The following is a 20,677-nucleotide window of genomic DNA, read 5'->3' as shown; positions in this document are numbered from 1 at the left end:
CTAACTTAAGAGAGATATATGGCTGTCATTGAATCCCTATTTACACGCTTGCAGAACGATGCAGAGCAGCATAATCATCGTCGTTTTCTGGTGGTTAGTGGTTCTAAAGCGTGGTGTGGGATTCAAGCTCAGCATCTTAATAACCTACCGGATTTACTTTGGATTGGTGAATCGCTCTCTTTACAAGGAAAAGCTTCTCAAACTTCTCCTTATATTAATGCTTCTGATCTTCATCTTCTTTTAGGGCAAACAGTCTCTTCTGTTGTGTTTAATGCTTGGGATGGCTTTAACCCGAATAGTTTTGGTCAAATAGCGGGTGCATTGGCGGGGGGCAGTTTGCTGGTGTTGGTCTGCCCTGATTTAGATGAGTGGCCTGAATATGATGACCCGGAACATAAAAGCATAGTGGCTTATCCGTATCAGAGTAGTGATGCGGGCCGCCGTTTTATCTCCCGGGTAGTTATGTTGTTAGAAGATGATGCTTATACGGTCATCTATCGTGAAAAAAACACCTTAGCGGGTGTAGAGATTGAACTACCCGAAGTGTTGATCTCTGATGAAATGCGTGGCGATGATGAGCCTATTCTGCCTAATAAAACAGTAGATCAACAACATGCCGTTGAACTGATTCTGAGTCAGTTTAGGCGTGGTCGTCGTCCCGCCGTATTGACTGCTGATCGAGGTCGAGGGAAGTCGGCTGCTTTAGGTATTGCGGCTGCTCAATTGTCGGGATTGGATTATAAACAGGTATTAATTACTGCACCAGATTATGCCGCTGTAGATGAAGTTTTTAGTAGGGCTCATCAGCTCCTACCGGATTACCAATACAGTAAAGGTTTAATGCAGAACGGGGATCATCAGATACGTTTTTTAGAACCTGAGTTAGCATTGAGGGAGTTGGGCGAAGGACAGGTTTTATTGGTTGATGAAGCGGCAGCGATCCCCGTGCCGATTTTGTCGAAATTACTACAGCGTTTTCCTCGTATTGCCTTCGCCTCGACGATTCATGGTTATGAAGGCACAGGGCAGGGATTTAGCGTTCGATTTAAGAAAGTACTCGATCGTGATGCCCCTAATTGGAAAAACCTTCACCTTCAGCAGCCCATACGTTGGTCAGCACAGGATCCGCTGGAATCATTGACGTTTCAGCTGTTGTTACTGAATGCGCAAGCGGTTGATAAACACGTTTTATTGGATGCCTATAGTGCTGAGCAGACGCGTAATATTCAACCTGTAATAGAAAAGATAGATCGTGATCTGCTGATTGAGGATTACGATACTTTAGGTCAGTTATTTGGGTTACTGGTACTGGCTCATTATCGTACATCACCAGGTGACCTACGTGTTTTGTTAGATAGCCCTAATTTACATATATGGCTACTTAAAATAGATAACAACGTTGCCGGGGCGGTATTAGTGGCAGAAGAGGGACCTCTACCCGTGGAATTAGTTGATGATATCTGGTCGGGAAAACGCAGGCCACGAGGTCATCTACTTCCACAAACCTTAGTCTGTCAGGAAGGCGCTAAAGCGGCTGCCCATTTGAGGGCGGGGCGCATTATGCGTGTTGCTATCCATCCAGTACTTCAGCGAGAGCAGTTGGGCAGTACCTTATTAAGTGCAGTCCAAAGATATGCTAAAGCTGAAGGGTGGGATTATTTAGGGGCTAGTTTTGCTGCCAGCACTGACCTTATGGGTTATTGGCAAAGTAATGGTTTTGAAACGGTTCGATTAGGAACAGCTAAAGACAGTGTGAGCGGTAGCCATGCAGCGGTGGTTATTGTGGCTCTTTCCGCCGAGGCCAAAGCATTACAGGAACACTTGCGGCAACGGTTTTTAGAGCAGATTAATTACCGTTTAAGCGATGATCTGATCGATTTGGATATACCGCTCGTTTGTCGGTTATTACAGCATGGGGAAGGCCCGTTTGAATTAACCACTCATGATTGGTCCGATTTAGATGCGTTTTGCTACCATAATCGAAGTTATGAAAGTTGCGCTTATATCTTGCATAAGCTGTTATTGCTTTTCCTGAAAAAGGTGTCAGAGAATAGGTTACAGATCTTCTTACAGAATAATGATTTTCGCTTGCTTATGGAGCGTAATATGCAGCAAAGAAGTTGGGCGTTGCTTGAAAAACGGGGACAAGGCCGGAAGCAGTTAATGCGTCAATTCCGTGAAGTGGTATTGCGCATCATGGCGGTTGTTAAAGAAAATTAAGACTTAGCCTGTTGTGCTGACAAGGAGTAACAGTAGTGATACCTATTGAATCCCTTATTATGTTTATTACGGCTTCAGCACTACTGGCGATTGTGCCGGGGCCAGATAATCTTTTTGTGTTAACTCAGTCAGCAATCCATGGGCGGGCTGCAGGGATTATGCTTTCTTTAGGGCTTTGTACCGGTTTGATTGTCCATACCTCAGCCGTTGCGCTAGGTGTTGCTGCTATTTTCCAAACATCGGTTGTAGCGTTTACTGTGTTGAAAGTAATAGGGGCTATCTATCTTGTTTATTTGGCGGTGTGTGCATTTCAAGCGTCTGCTGACAGTGTTGAATTAACGCGCCGAGGAGCTCTGTCACTAAGTGCCTTATACCGTCGCGGTATCCTTATGAATATCACTAACCCTAAGGTTTCTATCTTTTTTCTGGCTTTTCTTCCGCAATTTGTTGTGCCGGAAAAGGGGGCGTTTACCCAGCAAGTTTTTATGCTCGGTGGTGTTTTTATGTTGGTGGCGTTGGCTGTTTTGTGTGTTATCGCGATGTTAGCGGCGGGTTTGGGGTATTGGCTTAATCGCTCACCGGTCGCTCAGCTTTATCTGAATCGCCTAGCTGGCGTGGTATTTATTGGGTTAGCGTTGAAATTGGCTACATCTAAAGCGATACCAAGCTAGTGAGTGCAGCTCTTAACGTCGCAAAGTTAGCGTATTGCCTTTTTGCGTAATTTCAAGATGTTTCATAAAACTCATACCTAGCAATACGGTCTCACCGTCCATATAAGGGTTTATATGGCCACGAATATCGTACAGTTTAATGCCTCCCAATTGCACGCTGTCGAGTGTGCTGTTATAGACCGAGATATTGCCGTTTGCCGTGCTTACTTCAGAGCGAAAACCTCTAGTTAAGCCGATTTTTTCTGCAACGGCTTCAGGAATGCTGATCGTTGTTGCACCGGTATCAAGGAGGAAGGTAACCGTTGTGCCGTTAATCTTGCCCGGTGCTACATAATGGCCTGAACGGTTTCGCTGCAGTACTACTTCGGTGTTGCTGCTATCGCTGACTAAGCTTTGATTCGGGTTGTACTGCTGGGAGATGGTATCTTCAAAGAAAAGGTAGAGCAGGCCAAGCAGTAACACCCAAGCGATCATCCACATGCCTTGGCCAATACGTTTGGGAGTATGTTGCTGTGTCATTTTGATACTCTACCTTTTGTCATTTAAGGGGTTATGCACGTTCCATAAATTTACCGGTTTCGGTATTTATTTTTACTTTTTCCCCTTCTTTAATATATTCAGGTACTTGAATTTCCAAGCCATTTGAAAGAATGGCTGGCTTTGTTCGGCCTGTTGCACTCGCCGCCTGCATCCCAGGAACGCACTCCGCTATAGTAAGTACGACACTGCTGGGCATTTGGATGGTAAGAACTTCACCGTCAATCATCATAGCTTGGATATTTTCCATACCATCTTGTAGGTAGGGTAGCTGAGCTTCAATGGCGGCAGAGTTTAATAAATACTGATTGTAATCTTCACTGTCCATAAAGGTGAATGTGTCATCTTCACGGTAGAGGTAGGAGCAGCTACGGCGCTCCAGCTGAACCTCTTTTAATATATCACTGCCGATAAAGGTGTCTTCATACTTTCCGCCGCCGGGTAGCTGGCTAAAACGGACTTTGTATAAAGTGTTTGCTCCGCGTGAGCTTGGGCTGCGAACATCAATGCTGTGAACTGAGTAGTAGTTATTGTTGATCTCAAGGACCATCCCTTTCTTTAATTCTGAAGCCTTAGGCATAGCAGTATCCGTTAAACACTTATAATTAGCGTTGATTGTATTGGAGTGCAGTAGAGAGGAAAAGGGCAGTTGGTATAAAAAGGGCCAGCTCTGATCTGTTTAGAGAGGCCCTTTTATATATGGAGTAGATGGTATTGTTAGCTGAGCTGGTTAAGATGCTCTCGTGTAATGGCTAACTGTTCATCAATCGCTAGGGTTAGCTGGTCAAAATAGATGCGTGGTTCTATCTGTATTTTTTCTGGAGTAAGAATCTCATTATTAATTAGTGTCACTATCTGTCTTGTATTGCAGCGATCCAATTGGGTGCTTTCTAAGTTTTGTAGCTGATAGAGCAGTTGCACGCGAACATCTGCTGGACATTGGCCTAGAGAGGCTGCTTTGTTGCCTAGGGCTCTTAAGCGCCCGAGTGATTCAGCAAACTGTGGGCGTTTTAATACGTTATGCCAGAGATCCTGATTATCCTGGTTCGTCTCCTGCGCGGTCAGTGAGCAGGTATCTGCAATCACGGTTAGCTCATGGAGTAATTTTTCGATGAGCTGGCAATGGGGCATAAAACTGTTGTTGGGTGATGCACTGATTTTTTGCCAATTAATATGTTGGAGCCTTATACGGGTAGGGTTACCGCTATAATCGCTTTTTAATAGAGGAGACCAGAGAGAGTCTATTTCTTGGCTTAATCTATGCTGTTCTGACTGATTCTGTTGTAAGTTCGCGCACAGCCCACGATGACGTTGCATCTTTTGCATAAGCTCTAATATTTGGGAGAGCTGGTTGATGCCCCGTTGCCGTTTGGCTGCTCGTCGTTTGGACAGTTTGTTACGATGATGGAAATTGACGCTGAGCATAACAATTAAAAGAGCGCTGAAGATGCTGGCTTCGATCATTTTGTAGGCTCCTTTTGAACAGATTTTTCGGCTAATTTTTCAAGATACCCTGTTAATTCCGTCAAGGAACTCGCTTGTTCGCTATGTTGCTGGAGAAGCATACCTATATTGGTGAGCTTCTCGCTGAGTTCATTACTGGCTGAGGCATGTTCATCGATTGAATGGTTAACTTCGCTTATGAGTTCTAAGCTGGTGTTGCTGCCGTGTTCAATGTCCTGTAAAAGATCGAGCATATGAGTACATGTTTCAGAGCCCGTATTAAGCATAGCTTCACAGCTATCCATACTTGTTGTAACTTCACCGACTCTATTCAGCATGGAACTTACTAATTGGGTGATATCTCCTGTCGCTTTTTCGGTACTCCCCGCGAGCAGACGTACTTCATCTGCAACGACGGCGAATCCTCTTCCTGCTTCACCCGCACGTGCTGCTTCTATTGCTGCGTTTAAGGCTAGTAGGTTAGTTTGAGCTGCCACCTTCTCGATTGTACTGACAAATGCTTGTATAGCTTCAGCTTCGTTGGTTAGTTGGTTTATTTTTGTTACCGCTTCAGAAAATTGGGTACGAACATCGGTTATTGAGTGACTGAGCTGTTGGGCCTCTTTACTGCCTTTAATACATAAAGATTGAGAGCTCTGGGCGTTACTATGTGTTTTTTGTATGTGTTCTCTAATTATGTGTACCGTTTGGCTCATCTCTTCTGAGGCGCTTGCAACGGTTAATAACTGGTTTTGTTGTTCAGATGCTGCATCGGCTGTATGTGTCGCCAGATTTTCCAGTTCGTGAGTAGAAAACTTCATCTCACTACAAAGCTGATTTGATAGATCATTTAACTCCTCAAAACTACGTGAAACGCTATAAAGGTTTTGTGTTAAGTCTCTTAGAGGTTTATCGCTACTGGAATGTTGTTCACGAAATTGCAGGTCTTGATTCGCGAAAGCATGAATAACCGATGCAAGGTTGCTCCAGCGCTGCTGGCACATATATATAAAGCTGATTTGTAAGTAGCTCAGGGGGATTAAAGCCCACAAGGCTGATTTGATGTCGTATGCTTGGGAGATTACCACTAAAAGCCAGCAGCAAAGTAATAGAAGACCTGATGTTTTTAGTGATACTTTGCTTAGTAGTGAATAGCCAAAAGATAATAGCAACATGCCTTATTCCTCAAAAATTCAAGTCCCCTTAGTTAGTTCTGCAAGAGTTAAGCCATAAATAACCTTCTGTCTTGCGATGCTCATTTTTCGGGCGTTATCTTTAAGTTGAAGGAACTATAGTGGGGCAATCTAATCGTTTTTTGGAAGCCGAGCGCACGCTTTAGGTGCTTTTCGGTTTTTTGTGGTGCGTTATTGATGAGTTAATTCAAGCGGAGATGACTGTTAAGTCAGCTTAGTTATTAGGATTCTGATCCAAATTTATTAGTATATTTCTTATCGGGTAATCTCGATTGAAGTATTATTGTCATGATGGGGCTTTATTCTATTTTTGACAGAGGATATCTATGCATATTTGGGTTGATGCCGATGCTTGTCCAAAAGTAATCAAAGAGATTCTTTTTCGCGCGGCTGAACGAAAAAACGTATCAATGACTTTAGTAGCTAATCAGTATATGGCTACACCTCCATCGCCGTTGATCAATGCGGTTCAAGTACCGCAGGGATTTGATGTAGCGGATAACCACATTGTGGCTAAGATGGAAGAGGGGGATTTGGTCGTTACGCAAGATATTCCTTTGGCATCTGAAGTGATTGATAAAAAGGGTGTTGCTATTAATCCCCGTGGAGAGCTTTACACTCCTGAAAATATCAAACAGCGGTTATCGATGAGAGATTTTATGGAAACTCTGCGTAACTCTGGTGTTGATACGGGTGGTCCTAACACTTTTAATCAATCTGATCGTCAGGCATTTGCTAACCAGTTAGATCGTTTTTTGGCTAAAAGTTGCCGATAGGAACTTTTTTTGTGCACCGCACAAAAAAACACTTGACTAAAAATCGTGCAAGTCGTATCTTAGCTGTAATGGATTGCTGCACTGCAGCATGAATAACATTTGGAGATATAAATATGAACGCTGCTAACCCTTTTGCTGATTTTTTCAAACCTGAACTTACTAAAGAGATGGCTGATCTTTTCAAACCAATGCAGAGCTTAGTTGAAGTAAACACTAAGACTGTTGAAACTTTGGTTTCACTTCAGAAAGCATACGTTGAAGAACTAGCTAATGCTTCTGTTGAACAGTTCAAAACTTTGTGCGAATGCAAAGACCCTAAAGCTGCTCTAGACCTACAGGTTAAATTCTACAAGTCTGTAGAAGCTAAAATGACAGAAACTGCTGAAAAAGGCGTTGCTGCAATGACTGAAGCTAAAGATGCTTACGTTGCAACTGTTGAAGAGTCGGGTAAAAAAGTAACTGAGCTAGCTGAAGAAGCTGCTAAAAAAGTTACTGAATTGAAAGTTGCTTAATTTAAGCTAAGAATTCTAGAAAGCCCAGCTAAGTAGCTGGGCTTTTTTTTAATTAAAATTCGATAGTGCAGTCTGATTTAGGGATACTGCTACAAGCGAGAATAATATTGTTTTGTTTGTCCTTTTCACTTAATGGGGATTCTGAGCTTTGCTCTACGTCACCTTGAATAAGCATCACTTTACATGCGCCGCATACGCCGGCGTGGCAACCTGAAGGCAGGTAGATACCAGCTTCCTCAGCTTGTTCTAGTAGGGTGGTTTGGTTATCGCCAGAGAAACTACGGTCATTGATGGTTATTTCCACTTCTTCGAGCGTGAATGTATTTTCAGTATAAGGCGGCTGCCCAAAGCTTTCTTCATACCAATTTGCTTCTTTATGACCTAGTTGCTGACATAGCGCTTTTGCTTTTGTCATAAAGCCTTCTGGACCGCAACAGAGAATCGTGCGCTGTTCTATATTAGGGACAAGTAGTTTTATCTGCTCCTGACTGATTCCCCCTTTTATTCCACTCCATTTTTCGTCTGGCTGACTTAGGCTGAAAAGCAGTTTCAAACGTGGATTTTGCTGTGCTAACCAGAGTAATTCATCTTTGCAGATTAGATCTGCTTCTGTGCGGGCTTGATGATAAAAGAGAATCTCCTGCTTAGAATGCTTATCTGTGAGTGAACGGGCAATGGATAGCATCGGAGTAATCCCGCTACCCGCCGACAGTAAAACAACAGGTAGTTCATGGGATATAACTCTTTCATTAAACTCTCCTACTGGAGCTAGTGCCGTGATTTTATCACCAACGGTAAGGTGGTCATGTAGCCAGTTAGAGATGTGGCCGCCCTTTACCCGTTTAACGGTGATAGCTATATCACTTGGTCTCGAAGGGGAAGAGGACAGGGTATAACAACGGGAAACGGGTTGACCGCCTACTGTTAACTTCAGCGTTATAAACTGCCCCGCTATGTATTCTGTTTGGTAACCTGCGGGTAGTTGAAAGCGAAAGGTTGTGACATCAGGAGTTTCATCTACTTTTGCAACACAGGTTAAGTTAAGTACTTGGTCTGACTTCCAAGTAGTTAAGTTACTAGCTCCTTGCGTAGTTAAGGTCATATCTTTATTAATAATAGGGGCATTATTGGGATACTGTTCAGCTGTTTTCGTCTCGAGTATTTCAACTTTGTCGTTCTGTCTTATCTGACCTTCATTTAAGGGGATAAGGTTTTGCCCAAAATAGACTTCGTTATCATCGCCCCTGCGATAGTTCGCAAGAGTTTTAATAGGTTCGCCCTTGTCTATAGGGTTGAGAGAGGTTAACTCATAAGTGGTCATGACACAGCGAGAGCAAGGTTTAACGATCTCAAACTCTACCTCTCCTATACGGATACGTTTCCAGCTATCCTCGGCGAAAGGCTCACAATTACTAATCACTAAATTGGCGCGAAACTGTTCCATTATGGAAGGTGCGGTACTGCGGCTATTTAGGTCAGCCAACGACGCTTCGGAAATTAGCAATAAAGGATAACCATCGGCGAAAGCGAGAGGCTTTTCTGGCTGAATAGAGGTGTAACGTTCTGATTGTTCGCCAAAATAAAGGAGCTGGCACTCTCGTCCTAGTTTTTTTGTAAACCACTCGTCAAATTGCAAACCGCAGTGTTGTGCATTGATTTCAGTTCCCCACACAGTGACCTGACGATAATTTTGAAATAATTCAGGGTAGTGGAGGGTAATACGATCCCCATCAGGTGCGATGGCGACGATACCATCTTCTTTAAGCAGTGCTTGAAAGTGCAGAAGTGCGGGGATTTGGCGAGCGGATAACAGCTCCCCCGTTGGGGTACTCAGCATAAAACGGCGATCAAAGGCTATACCTGACTCGCAGACAAAAGCAGAGGAGAGGGAGGTTTTAGCCATCGATTTGATAGGAAATATATTAATGGTACTTAATTGAATTTCTGACACTGATAGAGTCCTTACGCTGGATCAACTGGCTTATTGATAATATGGTCTAGCCTGATTTTTAAAGGTTTATGGTCTTCTGTTTCGGCAATAAGGTACTCGGCCCCTTGTTCGCACTTTAGGTCTAAAAAACGTAATTTTTGATTAAATGTCTGATGCTTTGTATGCCAAGTAAGCTTGCGTACTTCTTGGCGGATACACGCGAGTTCAAATTCATCATGCATAGCACAATTAATTGGTTGGTATTCTATGGTGTCAGACATTATTCTAACCTGAGGTGATTTAAGCGTTTGTACACAAGAATAATGCCTCTGTTCGGTGTTGAACAGGGGCATTATAAATAGGATAAGAGACAGTTTTGGATTTAGAAAAAAAACACTTACTCAAGTTAGCTAATATGAAGATGCCTTTCGGTAAATATCAAGGTCGGGTATTACTCGATCTTCCAGAAGAATATTTGTTATGGTTTGCGCAGAAAGGCTTTCCTCAAGGAGAATTAGGGTCGCTGATGGAATTGATGTTGGATATCCGTATCAATGGCTTGGAGTCAGTACTCCAGCCTTTAAGGCAAACATCTAGGGCGCCTCATCTTAGATGATAAAGGCGCTTAGCTTTATTAATATCATTAATCTTGTAGATATTCTTATTGAAGACGTAGTTTTGTTAAAATTTCCCTTTAGATAGGATTTGGTTTTTTCCTATCAGATTATAATCCGTTGTTAGGTTTTTTTATGACGCCTGCTATCAAAGTAGCTATCAAAGCTAAAGTTAATCATCGAGTCCATGAGTATAAGCATGATCCGAAGGCTGAATCTTATGGTACTGAAGCGGCCGAAGCGATCGGTATTGATCCTGCTCGAGTCTTTAAAACGTTGTTAGTAGAATTAAATGGGGATAACAAAAAGTTAGCGGTAGGGGTTGTGCCTGTATCTGGACAGTTAGATCTTAAGGCGATAGCAAGTGCCTTAAAGGTTAAGAAAGTAGCTATGGCACAGCCGCAAGATGCAGAGCGTGCAACCGGTTATGTTGTAGGTGGGATAAGTCCTTTAGGACAGAAAAAACGTTTGCCTCTAGTGCTAGATAGCTCCGCAGATCAGTATGAGACTATTTATATGAGTGCAGGTAAACGAGGGTTAGAGATAGAAATGTCGGCTGCGGACCTTTTAAGATTGACTCAGGGGGTATCGGCGGCAATTGGCAGAGGTTAGTGAAGGTTAATGACAGGATCTTATCAGCCTATCTTATGCTAACGTCAGATTAGTAAAATTTTTTGGAGCATTCTACTTATCGCACAGATTAAGTGCCCTAATATAATCGATCTTGAAGCCTCAGGTTTTGGCGTTGATAGCTACCCCATTGAAGTGGGCTTTGTGCTTTCTGATGGGGAACGATATTGTAGTTTGATTCACCCAAAAGATGATTGGTTGCATTGGAGCGAAGAGGCAGAAGAGCATCATAAAATACAGCGTACTGATCTAATTCAATCAGGTACATCTGTGGAACAGGTTGCTAGTGAGCTTAATCATAAACTTTATAATCAAACGGTCTACAGCGATGGTTGGGTGGTTGATCAAACTTGGTTAATCAAGTTGTTTTATCGTGCAGGTATGCCGATGCAGTTTCGAGTCAGTGCCTTAGATATGATCCTATCTGAATCCCAAATGGATATCTGGCATCAGGTTAAACAAGAGGTTGAAATGGAGCTGAATATTGCCCGCCACCGCGCAAGTAATGATGCTTTAATTATTCAGCGAACATTTATAAGAACTTGGGAAATTAGCCAAGCTTTACAGCATACGTGAGGATAACTAACCGCTCAAGTATAAGAGCGATTAGTTATCTTTAGTTGGCTGTTTAAGTCAACGATTAACTGAAATTAGTTCCAAACATTTCGCCTATGGCGTTCGTTAATTCAGGGCTTCTATCTTCATTACGGAACTGCATTAGAATGAGTGCTCGTAGTGCCGGCATAAACATCAGATCTGAGAGAATCCTTGAAAAACCGTTTTGGCCGCCTTTCCCTATAGCTAATTTTTCCAGAAAAATCGCTAGAATAGCTGGATCTTGTAAACATTCATGACAACGGGTTGCTACGGCAATAATCACTTCCGGCTCAAGAGCGTATTTACTCGTGACTATCTGTTTAATTAACTCCATCTTACGGGCACTGTTGGGGCCATTAGATAATCCACGTGTAAGTGCCGCAATATGATTAGCATTAGCCGTACCTTTTACCAGTGTTTGTTCAGCGCGTAGGCAAAGGGCTTCATAAAGTTTGTGGTCTGGCTCAATGCTTTCTAGGCAAGTGCAGAGCACCTCAAACGGAACGTCCGGCAAGAGGGGAATAGATTTCGTCAGAATTTTGCTGTTATGACCGTTTTGATGACGAACGACTAAATCTGCAATACCTTGAAAGCCTAGAGATTGCCAATCATCAAATCCAATCTGTCCTGAAAAATACTGTTGAGCATGTTCAAAATATTGTGAGGCGGGCTCACTTGAGGTCAACGTCGAGTAAGCGTGAAATATCGCCATTTTCTCTTGATCGGGCTTAAACGAGAAGGGGTTATCTTTAAGCGCGTCCTCTGGTACTTCACCGCTTTTTTCATGCTGCATTACCCCGCCTGCATTTTTGAGCAATCTTGAGAGCAGATCATCGCGCACTGCTTGAATTAGAAAACCTTGCTCATCTAAGGGGAGTTTTAGAAACCATGCAGCACCTTGCTGTTTATCTTTAGGATTCCATACCATCAACGCAACCCAAGCATGTTGTAGGTAAGGGTAGGGATAAGGTGTTTGTTGGTTTTCAATCTTCTCAAATTGTTCAATGGAAAATTTCTGCACCCGACGGCCCATATCAAAGAATCGGAATTGGCCGCCACTTTGGCGAAGTAACTCTGTAAGCGAGGAAATTTCAGACATGATCAGCACCTAAATAAACAGGAGCGCAATTTTAGCAGCTTTAGGATAATGAACAATAATACCTGTGGCTCAACTTGCTAGATGATGACAAAACGATTTTTTCCCGACTCTTTAGCTTGGTACATTGCTCGATCTGCCAAGATAATTGCCTTTTTGGCGCTTTCAGTTTGATCGGAGAGAATATAAACACCAATACTGGCCGAGATAGAAATAGTGTCATTCTGGACCGTATATTGTGTATCTAAAATCTCAAGTAATTTATGAGCAATAATCGCTGTTTGGTTGGGGGATTCAATTTCGTTGATGAGAACTAAAAATTCATCGCCGCCTAAGCGTCCTAAAATATCGAAGCCGCGGAGCACGCTCATCATATTTTTAGTTAAACTTTTTAGGCATTGATCCCCAAAATCATGACCAAACGTATCGTTGATGCTTTTGAAATTATCAATGTCGATAAACATAATAGCAGCTAAGTTTTTCTTACGATGGACTAGGGAAAGTAAACGCTCTAGTTGCTGAAGTAAAAACATACGATTAGGTAAGCCTGTGAGATTATCGTGGCAGGCTAAATGTTCGAGTCTATCATTCACCTTTGCTAGCTGCTGGCTTTGCTTAGTAGTGGTCATAATGACGTAAGTGGCAAACATAAAACCACCGGTGATGATAAGAACCATAAACATAATCAGCGTGGAGACTAAATCTGATATCTCTTCAGCTGAATGATAACGGGCGTATTCATTTTGAGATTGTTGTAGGGCGATCATACTATCCAATAAATCGGCTACTATAATTTGATCAGTTAATGTTTGATTGAGTGATTGTGTGTGCTCCGCATTATCCTCTGCGAGTAAGAGCCTGTCTGCAAATGCTCGTAAAACAGGGGCCCGTTTTGTTGTTTCTTTATCGAGTACTTCCATTAAGCTTTTTTCTTCAGATGATAGCTGTGATGTTAATATCACCATTCTGGCCTTATGGTAGTTCGAGCCATGGTTATAGAATTGCTGTAGAGCTTCATTTTTTTCAAAATAATCTGTTTGTAAGGTCATGTGCCAAAGCAAGATAGCCCGTTCCCTAACGGCTACACGCATCTCCATTGCTGCATTCAGTTGACGGTCGTTATTTTGTGTTGCGGTGATTAATTCCGTTCTAATTTGAGAGTATTGTAGGTAGGAATATGTGGATGTGATGGCGAATGCTATGAATATTACAAGGAAACCCAATAAATAGACGTAGGCCTTAACATTTTTCTGTTCCTGATCCATATGCTCTCATCATTGAGTAATAAAGTTAGCTGAATAGTTAGGCCGTATTAGATATATTTTTTATAGCTATCCTTCATTAGTTTAGTTCTTTTTAAGTAAATTGCAGAAAGTTTGTTCAAGTATTTAAGCTGATTTTTTTCAGTAAAATTAATGCTAGCCGTAAAGAGATAAACACGTTTTTCCAGGGTGTTATTTCTTATAGAAATATCACAAGAAACGGGTGGTTGACGTGGAATAGACCACATAAAATAAATTTTTATTTCTTTGTGTAGATGCGACTGATCATGAATCTGAAGAACGTATCGCGATTTCTGGGACTGTTTTTTTGTTTAGCCGTTAGATAACTAATCAATAATAAGTAGAAAATGGATAATAATTTTACTGAAGGCGCCACCAACTATTTGCGCATCGAGCGAGCCATTCGATTTTTGTGTGAGCATGCAAACGAGCAGCCATCGCTACCTGACCTTGCTGATTATGTTGGTATTAGTGAACACCATTTGCAGAAGATATTTAGTCGTTGGGTGGGGGTATCACCAAAACGATTTGTTCAATTTTTGACAAAACAAAGAGCAAAACAGGCGCTTGCTCAATCACGAAGCGTATTAGATACCGCACTAGGTCTAGGCTTGTCCGGCCCTAGCCGGCTACATGATTTATTGATTAGTTGTGAAGCCATGACACCTGGAGAGATTAAATCTTTAGGGGCTGGGTTGTTAATATCTCATGGTTACGCCTTATCGCCTTTTGGTTTAGCATATATCGCTTGGACGAGCCGTGGTATCTGTCATATGGCTTTTTGCCAGTGTCCAGATCGGTCTCTAGAAGAGGCGTTGAAAATACGCTGGCCTAGCGCATCATTTGTGCGTGATGATAATGAAGCGGCGAAATATATTGATAAAATTTTTCAGATAAACGGAAAAAAACAACCATTACATCTTGTCTTAAAAGGTACTAACTTTCAGCTCAAGGTATGGGAAGCGCTGCTTAAAGTGGATATGGGAGAGTTAGTTTCATATTCACAGTTAGCGACGATGGCCGGATCGCCAAAAGCATCTAGGGCGGTAGGTACCGCTGTAGCATCGAATAATATAGGTTTTCTTATTCCTTGCCATCGAGTTATTCGTGAGAGTGGCGAGATAGGCAATTATCGTTGGGGGAGGGCCCGTAAGGCCGCCATTCAAGGCTGGGAAGCTGCTATTGTAACTGATTAAGTCTGAATGTGATTATGAGTGGGACTTAGACGATCGTTACCAAGTTAAAGCCAGCTATCCTTTACATTCATCTTCTACTAGCCATTTCACTTCAGGGTGGCTGCAAACTGTATAAGCATTAGAGTAAATGTTGGCTTCAGAGGCTGATTGATAGCCGCACACAAGTTTATAGTTCATAGTGCAAATATTTTTTCTGAGCTTCTCACAAAAATTAGCCGACGAAGAAAGAGCCTCCGTCGGGCTGTAACTACAGCGGGCAACTAGAATTAAAAGTGAAAGTTAAGTGCCAGTTTGTTAGTGCTTCATGGCGCCTTACTGCTGGCGTCTGTAGGCTGTTTTTTTGCTTCAGGCCCTCCTTTAACTTTTTCCCGTAGGGTTTGCATGGCAACAAACAAAGCAGGGATAAAGAAGATACCAATTACAGTTGCGAATAACATCCCGCCTAATACCACAACGCCTATGGATAGACGGCTGGCTGCGCCCGCACCACTTGCCGTGACGAGGGGAAGAACACCAAGAATAAAAGAGAAAGCGGTCATCAATACTGCACGGTAACGCAGGCGGGCCGCTTCGTTTGCAGCATCAATAATACTTTTACCTTGTTCGCGAAGTTGTTTGGCAAATTCGACTATAAGAATGGCAGATTTACTGGCAAGCCCAATTAACATAACAATCCCAATTTGCGCATATAGGTTGTTTGTTAAACCGGGGATGAGCCACAGAGGGAGAATGGCACCCAAGAGCGCGACAGTAATTGATAGCATGACCGCAACCGGTATAGTCCAGCTTTCATATTGGGCGACCAAGAATAAATAGGCAAAGAGAATAGCTAATGACATAATTATGATGACATAGCTGCCTGCTTCTTGTTCTTGTTGTGTGCTCCCTGTCCACTCTAAACTATAGCCATTAGGTAAGGTTTTTATCGCTAAATCCTCTAATAATTTAATACCTTCTCCACTCGAAACACCTTCATCTAATAGCGTTGTGATGGCTGCTGAACGTGATTGGTTATAACGGGTAAGTGATTGAGGCCCGAGAACGGGTTTGATTTCAATAAGCGCACTTACCGGGATTAGGTTGCCATTGTTACTTTTAACATTTAGATCGTTTAAATCATCTACATTGTCCCTGAAGGCTGAATCGGCTTGCAGCATAACGCGGTAGTTACGACCTAACATATTAAAATCATTGACATATTGAGTACCGAGCTGAGCTTGTAAAGAGCTAAATAGGCCACTTATGGACACACCTAACGCGAGGGCTTTGTCTCGGTCAACGACTAACTCAAGCTGAGGTACATTAGCTGAATAGGTGGAGTAAACCTGACTAAATTCAGCTTGCTGATTAGCGGCGAAAATTAGCGCATTAACGGCTTGTGCAAGGGCTTGAGGGGAGCCATTCTTTAAATCAAGAATGTTGGCTTCTAGCCCTGCAGCATTACCTAATCCAGGAATTGGTGGGGTAGGGAACGCCATAATATTTGCGCCGGGAATTGCCGCAAGTTTCTCATTCAGTTGGCCTAATATGTTATACCACGCTAGTTCGGACGTTTTACGTTCATCCCAATGGGTTAAGATAGGGATCGCCAAAGCTGAGTTGGGCGCAGCACCCCCCAGAATACTGAAGCCTTTAATGGCGATTCGGTTTTCTACACCGGGTTGCTCCGAGAGAATCTGATCAATTTGGGCAACAATTTCATCGGTTCGATTGAGAGACGCACCATCAGGTAACTGCACATTAATGAAAAATGCACCATTATCTTCGTAAGGCAAGAACCCCGTAGGTGTGGTACTGAATAGGTGGTAAACACCACCCCCCATTGCAGCTAATAGGCCTAAACTAAGCCATAAACGGCGGTTTAAAAAAGTAACTTTTTTGACGTAACCGGTGCGAGTCCAATTAACCAGCCGATCAAACCTTTTTAACAGAACATTGGGCTCGGAGGCAGGTTTCAACAATAAAGCACAGAGGGCGGGGGACAGCGTAAGTGCGTTGAGTGATGAAAAGCAAACAGCAACGGATATAGTAACAGCAAATTCGGTGTAAAGTTTACCCGTAATGCCCGGCATAAATGCAACGGGAACAAACACGGCTAATAGCACGAGTGTTGTGGCAATCACTGGCCCCATCACTTCTTTCATTGATACTGCGGTTGCTTCTTTAGCTGAAAGTCCTTCTTGAATATGCCGTTTAACGTTTTCAACAACGACAATCGCATCATCGACCACAATGCCGATTGCCAATATCAATGCAAAAAGAGAAATGGTATTTATGCTTAAGCCAAATGCGGAAAGAACTGCAAAAGTGGCAATAAGTGAAACTGGAATTGTGGCGGAGGGGATAAGTGTGGCACGCCAGTCAGCTAAAAATAGAAAGGTAACAAATACAACTAACCCAAAGGTAATAAGCAGTGTTTCGATTACCTCTTGTAATGAGGCTTTTACCGAGAGTGTAGTGTCATACAACACGCTATATTCAATATCATCAGGGAAACGCTCACTTAGCCTTTCAAGTTCGGCGTAAACTTCCTCGGCAACATCTAGCGCGTTAGCGCCTGGGCTTTGATAAATCGCGATTGTTGCTGCTTGATTACCGTTCATAATGGCTGAGGCGCTGTAGCTTTGAGAACCGAGTTCCACCCTTGCTACATCTCGCAGACGTACTGATGCTCCACTTTTACCTGTACGTAGAATAATGTTTTCAAATTCTTCGACATTTGCGAGTCGCCCTTTAGCGCGTAAATTATATTGAAACTGTTGGTCTTGAGCTAAAGGAGGCTGGCCGATAATGCCAACGGCCGCTTGAATATTTTGCTGTTCTATTGCACTTGATACATCGCTAGGGGTTAGAGAAAGGGCTTTTAAGCGATCAGGATCTAGCCAGACGCGCATACCATAGTCCATGGGGCTGAACTGAGAGGCTGAGCCAACACCATTGATACGTGCCAGAGAATCTTGGATATAAAGGGATGCGTAGTTACTTAAAAATAGCTCATCATAGCTCCCCTCAGGCGAAAAAAGGTTGATAACAAGCAGCATGTTAGCTGCTTGCTTTTTGGTGGTGATGCCCTGATTTATAACCTCTTGGGGGAGAGCTGATTCAGCTAAAGCAACACGATTTTGGACGTTGATCGCGGCCTGATCTGGGTCGGTACCTACAGCAAACGTGATATCTAAAGTGTAGCTACCATCATTAGATGCAGTTGATGACATATACAACATGTTATCAACCCCGTTCACTTGTGCTTCGATGGGGGTAGCAACGGCTTGCTCGACGACTTCGGCATTTGCGCCTGGATAAGTCGCTTGGACTTGGACTTTTGGGGGGGTAATGTCCGGAAATTGAGCAACAGGGAGGCTATACATTGATAAGCCCCCTGCGAGCATTAAAACGATGGAGATAACTAAGGCAAATTTCGGTCTATTAATAAAAAATATAGAGAACATCTTCTATTCCTCTACCGCATTAACCTGAATACCAGATTTAACCTTTTGAAGACCTTCTGTAATGATAAGATCGCCTACGTTTAGGCCGCTAAGTACCTGCCATTGCCCCCCAGCTTGTGGTCCCATTTCAACGCGTTGCATGCTGACCCGCTTTTCTGCATCAACCCGTAATACAAAATAGCCTTCTCGATCTCTCTGTACTGCGGATTGCGGGATTTGGATACCGCTTTCAGCTTGTTTGCGTTTGATCTCAACATGCACAAATTCTCCAGGTAGAAGAAGGTATTTGGGATTGGGAAAGGCTGCGCGTAGGGTGATTGTATCGGTGTTTCGATCAACTTCAGGTGAGATGAAATTAAAACTGCCTGGCTGCTCATAGATGCTGCCATCTGATAGCATCAGGCGTGGCGCCACTGGCGGGTTATCAAGATCGATACCTTTACGGCGAGCATCTAGCATCAACTTTTCACTAACAGACATCTCAACATAAACGTGGTCTATTTTTACGACGGTGGCTAAGGGGCCGCTGCTGGTATTTACTAGGTCGCCGACTGAAAATTGAGCCTTACCTATACGGCCACTAAAGGGGGAGCGCACTTCGGTATAGCTTAGATCTAATGCGGCTTTGCTTAAGCCCGCTTCTGCTTTAAGTACCTGTGCCTTGGCTTGATCCCTATCTGCTACCGATTGATCAAACTGGGCTTGGGAAATTGCTTTACGTTGACGTAGTTGGCTATTACGGTTGAGAGTTGCTTGTGCATTTTTTAAGGCTGCTTTAGCCGAAGCTAAATCTGCTTTCGCTTGTTTTAATGCAATCTCATAATTAGCTTTTTCAATACGGAACAGTATTTGCCCTGCTTCTATATCGCGGCCTTCTGTAAATAAGCGTTCTTCAAGAAAGCCGGAAACTCTTGCTAGAAGGTTGACTCTTTCTGTTGCTTCGATTCGGCCGACAAGTTTAAATGTAGGGGTTAAATCCGTTGTTACCACTTTATGCACAAGAACTGCAGGTAGCGGTTTTTCGGTGGCAGCCACTGTTATCGAAAAAACTAACATAAGTGATGCGAGTAATGATTTCAAAGCAAACTCCTTATTAAAGTGGTGCTAATGCTTGTGTCATTAGTTGGGAATAGCTAGGTACTTCGTTACTCATAAAATGTAAATGATTATAGATGAAGTGTTAGAGAATAGAGTGGGCGTAAGGCACCCACTCTGGAAGGTCTTAATCGATTTACTTTAACCAGCGATCTAGTTCGTTAATATCTTCAGGGTTCAGGGTGCCAATCTGTTGTTTGAACGTGGTTAAATTTTGTACAAAATTAAATCGCGCTGTTGCGTAATCTCTTTTTGAAGTATAGAGCTGTTGCTCAGCTTGAAGTACATCTACAACATTTCGAGTGCCTACGTTGTAGCCTTCTTCTGTAGCTTGTAAGGCAATTTCGCTAGATTTAATACTTTGTTTCAGGGCCCTAACACTTAATGCACCAGTACGCAGGTCACGTAAGAGGCTACGAGTGGATTGAGTAACAGCTCGTAACGTATCATCTTTGTTAAACTGAGTTTGAACGAGCCGTTGCTCTAATTCTCGTGATTTAGAGCTGATAGATCCACCCGAATATAAAGGAACTGACAGAGTTAATCCTATAGAGCTTGTGTCAGTTCCATAATCTGTTGATGAGGTACCATCATCGTAATCATAACTAGCACTTAGGCTCAGTGTTGGGTAGTGGCCCGCATGACCCGCTTGAGCTGCACGGCGTGCTGACTCAGTAGCGAGGTTGGCAATCTTTAGATTTAGGTTGCTCGTCATCGCTTTATCTAACCATGGTTTTGCTTGTGCAGGGGTCGGTTCTTCAATTGGGTAGTCTTCAGAAAGCTCCGCGATAACATCAAAGTTTTGTCCGGTTAAGCGTGCTAACTCTTCGTAGCTATTATCTAAATCACCTTCTGCAGCGATTCTAGCAACACGCGCGTTATCATATGATGCTTGTGCTTCTTGCACATCAGTATTAGCAATTAAACCTACTTCAAACTGAGCGTTGACTTGGTCTAAACGGCGTTTGATTGCTCGCTCTTGGGCTTCTGATGTTTGTAACTCGCTTTTTGCACGTAGGACGCTCAGATAAGCTTCAACTGTGCGACTAATGAGGGTTTGTTGTTCTACATCAAACTGGAGAGACGCTTGCTGAGAGAGGACCTTTCCTTGCTTGAACGTGAACCAAGATGCCGCATTAAAAACCGGTTGGCTCAATGATAAGGTGTAGCCATGGTTGTTGTAATGAGCTGTATCTGAATCCATGGATGTTGTATTTGCACTCAAGCTTAAGCTAGGTAAAAGAGACGCGCGGCTTTGGATTTCAATCTCTTTGTCTGCGTTATAGGCAGCTTCGGCAGCTTTTAATTGCGGATCATTATTCAGTGCAAGTTGGTAAATATCAGCAAGTTGCCCAGCATTTGCCGAGGTTGTAAGCACTGAGCTAATCGCTAATGTTAGACACGAGACTTGTAATAGCTGTGTTGTTTTCATGGA

Annotated in this window: 19 protein-coding genes; 8 read left to right on the top strand and 11 right to left on the bottom strand. The window is 43.0% G+C overall.

Annotated elements, in window-relative coordinates:
• Positions 1-18: 18 nt before the first annotated feature.
• Together A3774_RS00830 and A3774_RS00825 are read left to right on the top strand one after the other, a co-directional pair.
• The gene (locus tag A3774_RS00830) at positions 19-2,220 is read left to right on the top strand and encodes a tRNA(Met) cytidine acetyltransferase TmcA (protein ID WP_067862049.1); all 2,202 of its coding nucleotides are present in this window, start codon (positions 19-21) and stop codon (positions 2,218-2,220) included.
• Positions 2,221-2,255: 35 nt separating this feature from the next.
• On the top strand, positions 2,256-2,891 hold the full coding sequence (locus A3774_RS00825; RefSeq protein ID WP_197467984.1) for a LysE family translocator: 636 nt from the start codon (positions 2,256-2,258) through the stop codon (positions 2,889-2,891).
• 12 nt (positions 2,892-2,903) lie between these two features.
• On the opposite strand, the gene A3774_RS00820 is transcribed toward A3774_RS00825, so the two are convergent.
• From A3774_RS00820 to A3774_RS00805, 4 genes are all read right to left on the bottom strand, one after another.
• A complete protein-coding gene (locus A3774_RS00820; RefSeq protein ID WP_067862047.1) occupies positions 2,904-3,410 on the bottom strand; it encodes a retropepsin-like aspartic protease family protein in 507 nt (168 codons plus the stop codon).
• Positions 3,411-3,441: 31 nt separating this feature from the next.
• Positions 3,442-4,008 carry an elongation factor P-like protein EfpL gene (efpL, locus tag A3774_RS00815; RefSeq protein ID WP_067862045.1) on the bottom strand — a complete coding sequence of 189 codons (567 nt, stop codon included), beginning with the start codon at positions 4,006-4,008 and terminating at the stop codon, positions 3,442-3,444.
• Between the two features lie 137 nt (positions 4,009-4,145).
• Entirely contained in the window at positions 4,146-4,892 is a 747-nt protein-coding gene (locus A3774_RS00810; RefSeq protein ID WP_067862043.1) for a hypothetical protein, read from the bottom strand.
• On the bottom strand, positions 4,889-6,046 hold the full coding sequence (locus A3774_RS00805) for a methyl-accepting chemotaxis protein (protein ID WP_067862041.1): 1,158 nt from the start codon (positions 6,044-6,046) through the stop codon (positions 4,889-4,891). The genes A3774_RS00810 and A3774_RS00805 overlap by 4 nt, the downstream gene beginning before the upstream one ends.
• Positions 6,047-6,390: 344 nt before the next feature.
• On the opposite strand from A3774_RS00805, the gene A3774_RS00800 reads away from it, so the two are divergent.
• A complete protein-coding gene (locus A3774_RS00800) occupies positions 6,391-6,840 on the top strand; it encodes a YaiI/YqxD family protein (RefSeq protein WP_067862039.1) in 450 nt (149 codons plus the stop codon).
• A 113-nt stretch (positions 6,841-6,953) separates the two neighbouring features.
• Entirely contained in the window at positions 6,954-7,352 is a 399-nt protein-coding gene (locus A3774_RS00795; RefSeq protein WP_067862037.1) for a phasin family protein, read from the top strand.
• 52 nt (positions 7,353-7,404) lie between these two features.
• Here A3774_RS00795 and A3774_RS00790 read toward each other — a convergent pair whose 3' ends face one another.
• Together A3774_RS00790 and A3774_RS00785 are read right to left on the bottom strand one after the other, a co-directional pair.
• The gene (locus A3774_RS00790) at positions 7,405-9,303 is read right to left on the bottom strand and encodes a hybrid-cluster NAD(P)-dependent oxidoreductase (protein ID WP_067862035.1); all 1,899 of its coding nucleotides are present in this window, start codon (positions 9,301-9,303) and stop codon (positions 7,405-7,407) included.
• Between the two features lie 11 nt (positions 9,304-9,314).
• Positions 9,315-9,563 (bottom strand): Rho-binding antiterminator, encoded by a 249-nt coding sequence (locus A3774_RS00785; RefSeq protein ID WP_067862033.1) that lies wholly within the window; start codon positions 9,561-9,563, stop codon positions 9,315-9,317.
• Positions 9,564-9,658: 95 nt separating this feature from the next.
• Here A3774_RS00785 and A3774_RS00780 point away from each other — a divergent pair, with 95 nt between their 5' ends.
• From A3774_RS00780 to A3774_RS00770, 3 genes are all read left to right on the top strand, one after another.
• A complete protein-coding gene (locus A3774_RS00780; RefSeq protein WP_075107875.1) occupies positions 9,659-9,898 on the top strand; it encodes a DUF3820 family protein in 240 nt (79 codons plus the stop codon).
• Positions 9,899-10,031: 133 nt separating this feature from the next.
• On the top strand, positions 10,032-10,508 hold the full coding sequence (ybaK, locus tag A3774_RS00775; RefSeq protein WP_067862031.1) for a Cys-tRNA(Pro) deacylase: 477 nt from the start codon (positions 10,032-10,034) through the stop codon (positions 10,506-10,508).
• A 162-nt stretch (positions 10,509-10,670) separates the two neighbouring features.
• Positions 10,671-11,102 (top strand): hypothetical protein, encoded by a 432-nt coding sequence (locus A3774_RS00770; protein ID WP_231867905.1) that lies wholly within the window; start codon positions 10,671-10,673, stop codon positions 11,100-11,102.
• Positions 11,103-11,166: 64 nt separating this feature from the next.
• Here A3774_RS00770 and A3774_RS00765 read toward each other — a convergent pair whose 3' ends face one another.
• Entirely contained in the window at positions 11,167-12,222 is a 1,056-nt protein-coding gene (locus A3774_RS00765; RefSeq protein WP_067862027.1) for a DUF3549 family protein, read from the bottom strand.
• A 77-nt stretch (positions 12,223-12,299) separates the two neighbouring features.
• On the bottom strand, positions 12,300-13,484 hold the full coding sequence (locus A3774_RS00760) for a GGDEF domain-containing protein (RefSeq protein ID WP_067862025.1): 1,185 nt from the start codon (positions 13,482-13,484) through the stop codon (positions 12,300-12,302).
• A gap of 365 nt (positions 13,485-13,849) precedes the next feature.
• Here A3774_RS00760 and A3774_RS00755 point away from each other — a divergent pair, with 365 nt between their 5' ends.
• A complete protein-coding gene (locus A3774_RS00755; RefSeq protein WP_067862024.1) occupies positions 13,850-14,698 on the top strand; it encodes a bifunctional helix-turn-helix domain-containing protein/methylated-DNA--[protein]-cysteine S-methyltransferase in 849 nt (282 codons plus the stop codon).
• A 302-nt stretch (positions 14,699-15,000) separates the two neighbouring features.
• Here A3774_RS00755 and A3774_RS00750 read toward each other — a convergent pair whose 3' ends face one another.
• From A3774_RS00750 to A3774_RS00740, 3 genes are all read right to left on the bottom strand, one after another.
• Positions 15,001-18,147 (bottom strand): efflux RND transporter permease subunit, encoded by a 3,147-nt coding sequence (locus A3774_RS00750; protein ID WP_067862022.1) that lies wholly within the window; start codon positions 18,145-18,147, stop codon positions 15,001-15,003.
• A gap of 3 nt (positions 18,148-18,150) precedes the next feature.
• A complete protein-coding gene (locus tag A3774_RS00745; RefSeq protein WP_231867904.1) occupies positions 18,151-19,227 on the bottom strand; it encodes an efflux RND transporter periplasmic adaptor subunit in 1,077 nt (358 codons plus the stop codon).
• A 151-nt stretch (positions 19,228-19,378) separates the two neighbouring features.
• Positions 19,379-20,674 carry a TolC family outer membrane protein gene (locus A3774_RS00740; RefSeq protein ID WP_067862018.1) on the bottom strand — a complete coding sequence of 432 codons (1,296 nt, stop codon included), beginning with the start codon at positions 20,672-20,674 and terminating at the stop codon, positions 19,379-19,381.
• Positions 20,675-20,677 lie beyond the last annotated feature (3 nt).

It is taken from the genome of Neptuniibacter marinus, from assembly GCF_001597725.1.
GTDB classification, from domain to species: domain Bacteria; phylum Pseudomonadota; class Gammaproteobacteria; order Pseudomonadales; family Balneatricaceae; genus Neptuniibacter; species Neptuniibacter marinus.
Note: the sequence above shows the minus strand (reverse complement) of the source record. Positions and strands in the feature narration are given on the sequence as shown.

Bases quoted from the DNA above. Each gene is read 5' to 3' on its own strand.
- A3774_RS00830 (WP_067862049.1), top strand. From the start codon at position 19: ATGGCTGTCATTGAATCCCTATTTACACGCTTGCAGAACGATGCAGAG.
- A3774_RS00820 (WP_067862047.1), bottom strand. From the start codon at position 3,410: ATGACACAGCAACATACTCCCAAACGTATTGGCCAAGGCATGTGGATG.
- efpL (WP_067862045.1), bottom strand. From the start codon at position 4,008: ATGCCTAAGGCTTCAGAATTAAAGAAAGGGATGGTCCTTGAGATCAAC.
- A3774_RS00810 (WP_067862043.1), bottom strand. From the start codon at position 4,892: ATGATCGAAGCCAGCATCTTCAGCGCTCTTTTAATTGTTATGCTCAGC.
- A3774_RS00805 (WP_067862041.1), bottom strand. From the start codon at position 6,046: ATGTTGCTATTATCTTTTGGCTATTCACTACTAAGCAAAGTATCACTA.
- A3774_RS00800 (WP_067862039.1), top strand. From the start codon at position 6,391: ATGCATATTTGGGTTGATGCCGATGCTTGTCCAAAAGTAATCAAAGAG.
- A3774_RS00795 (WP_067862037.1), top strand. From the start codon at position 6,954: ATGAACGCTGCTAACCCTTTTGCTGATTTTTTCAAACCTGAACTTACT.
- A3774_RS00785 (WP_067862033.1), bottom strand. From the start codon at position 9,563: ATGTCTGACACCATAGAATACCAACCAATTAATTGTGCTATGCATGAT.
- ybaK (WP_067862031.1), top strand. From the start codon at position 10,032: ATGACGCCTGCTATCAAAGTAGCTATCAAAGCTAAAGTTAATCATCGA.
- A3774_RS00765 (WP_067862027.1), bottom strand. From the start codon at position 12,222: ATGTCTGAAATTTCCTCGCTTACAGAGTTACTTCGCCAAAGTGGCGGC.
- A3774_RS00760 (WP_067862025.1), bottom strand. From the start codon at position 13,484: ATGGATCAGGAACAGAAAAATGTTAAGGCCTACGTCTATTTATTGGGT.
- A3774_RS00755 (WP_067862024.1), top strand. From the start codon at position 13,850: ATGGATAATAATTTTACTGAAGGCGCCACCAACTATTTGCGCATCGAG.
- A3774_RS00750 (WP_067862022.1), bottom strand. From the start codon at position 18,147: ATGTTCTCTATATTTTTTATTAATAGACCGAAATTTGCCTTAGTTATC.
- A3774_RS00740 (WP_067862018.1), bottom strand. From the start codon at position 20,674: ATGAAAACAACACAGCTATTACAAGTCTCGTGTCTAACATTAGCGATT.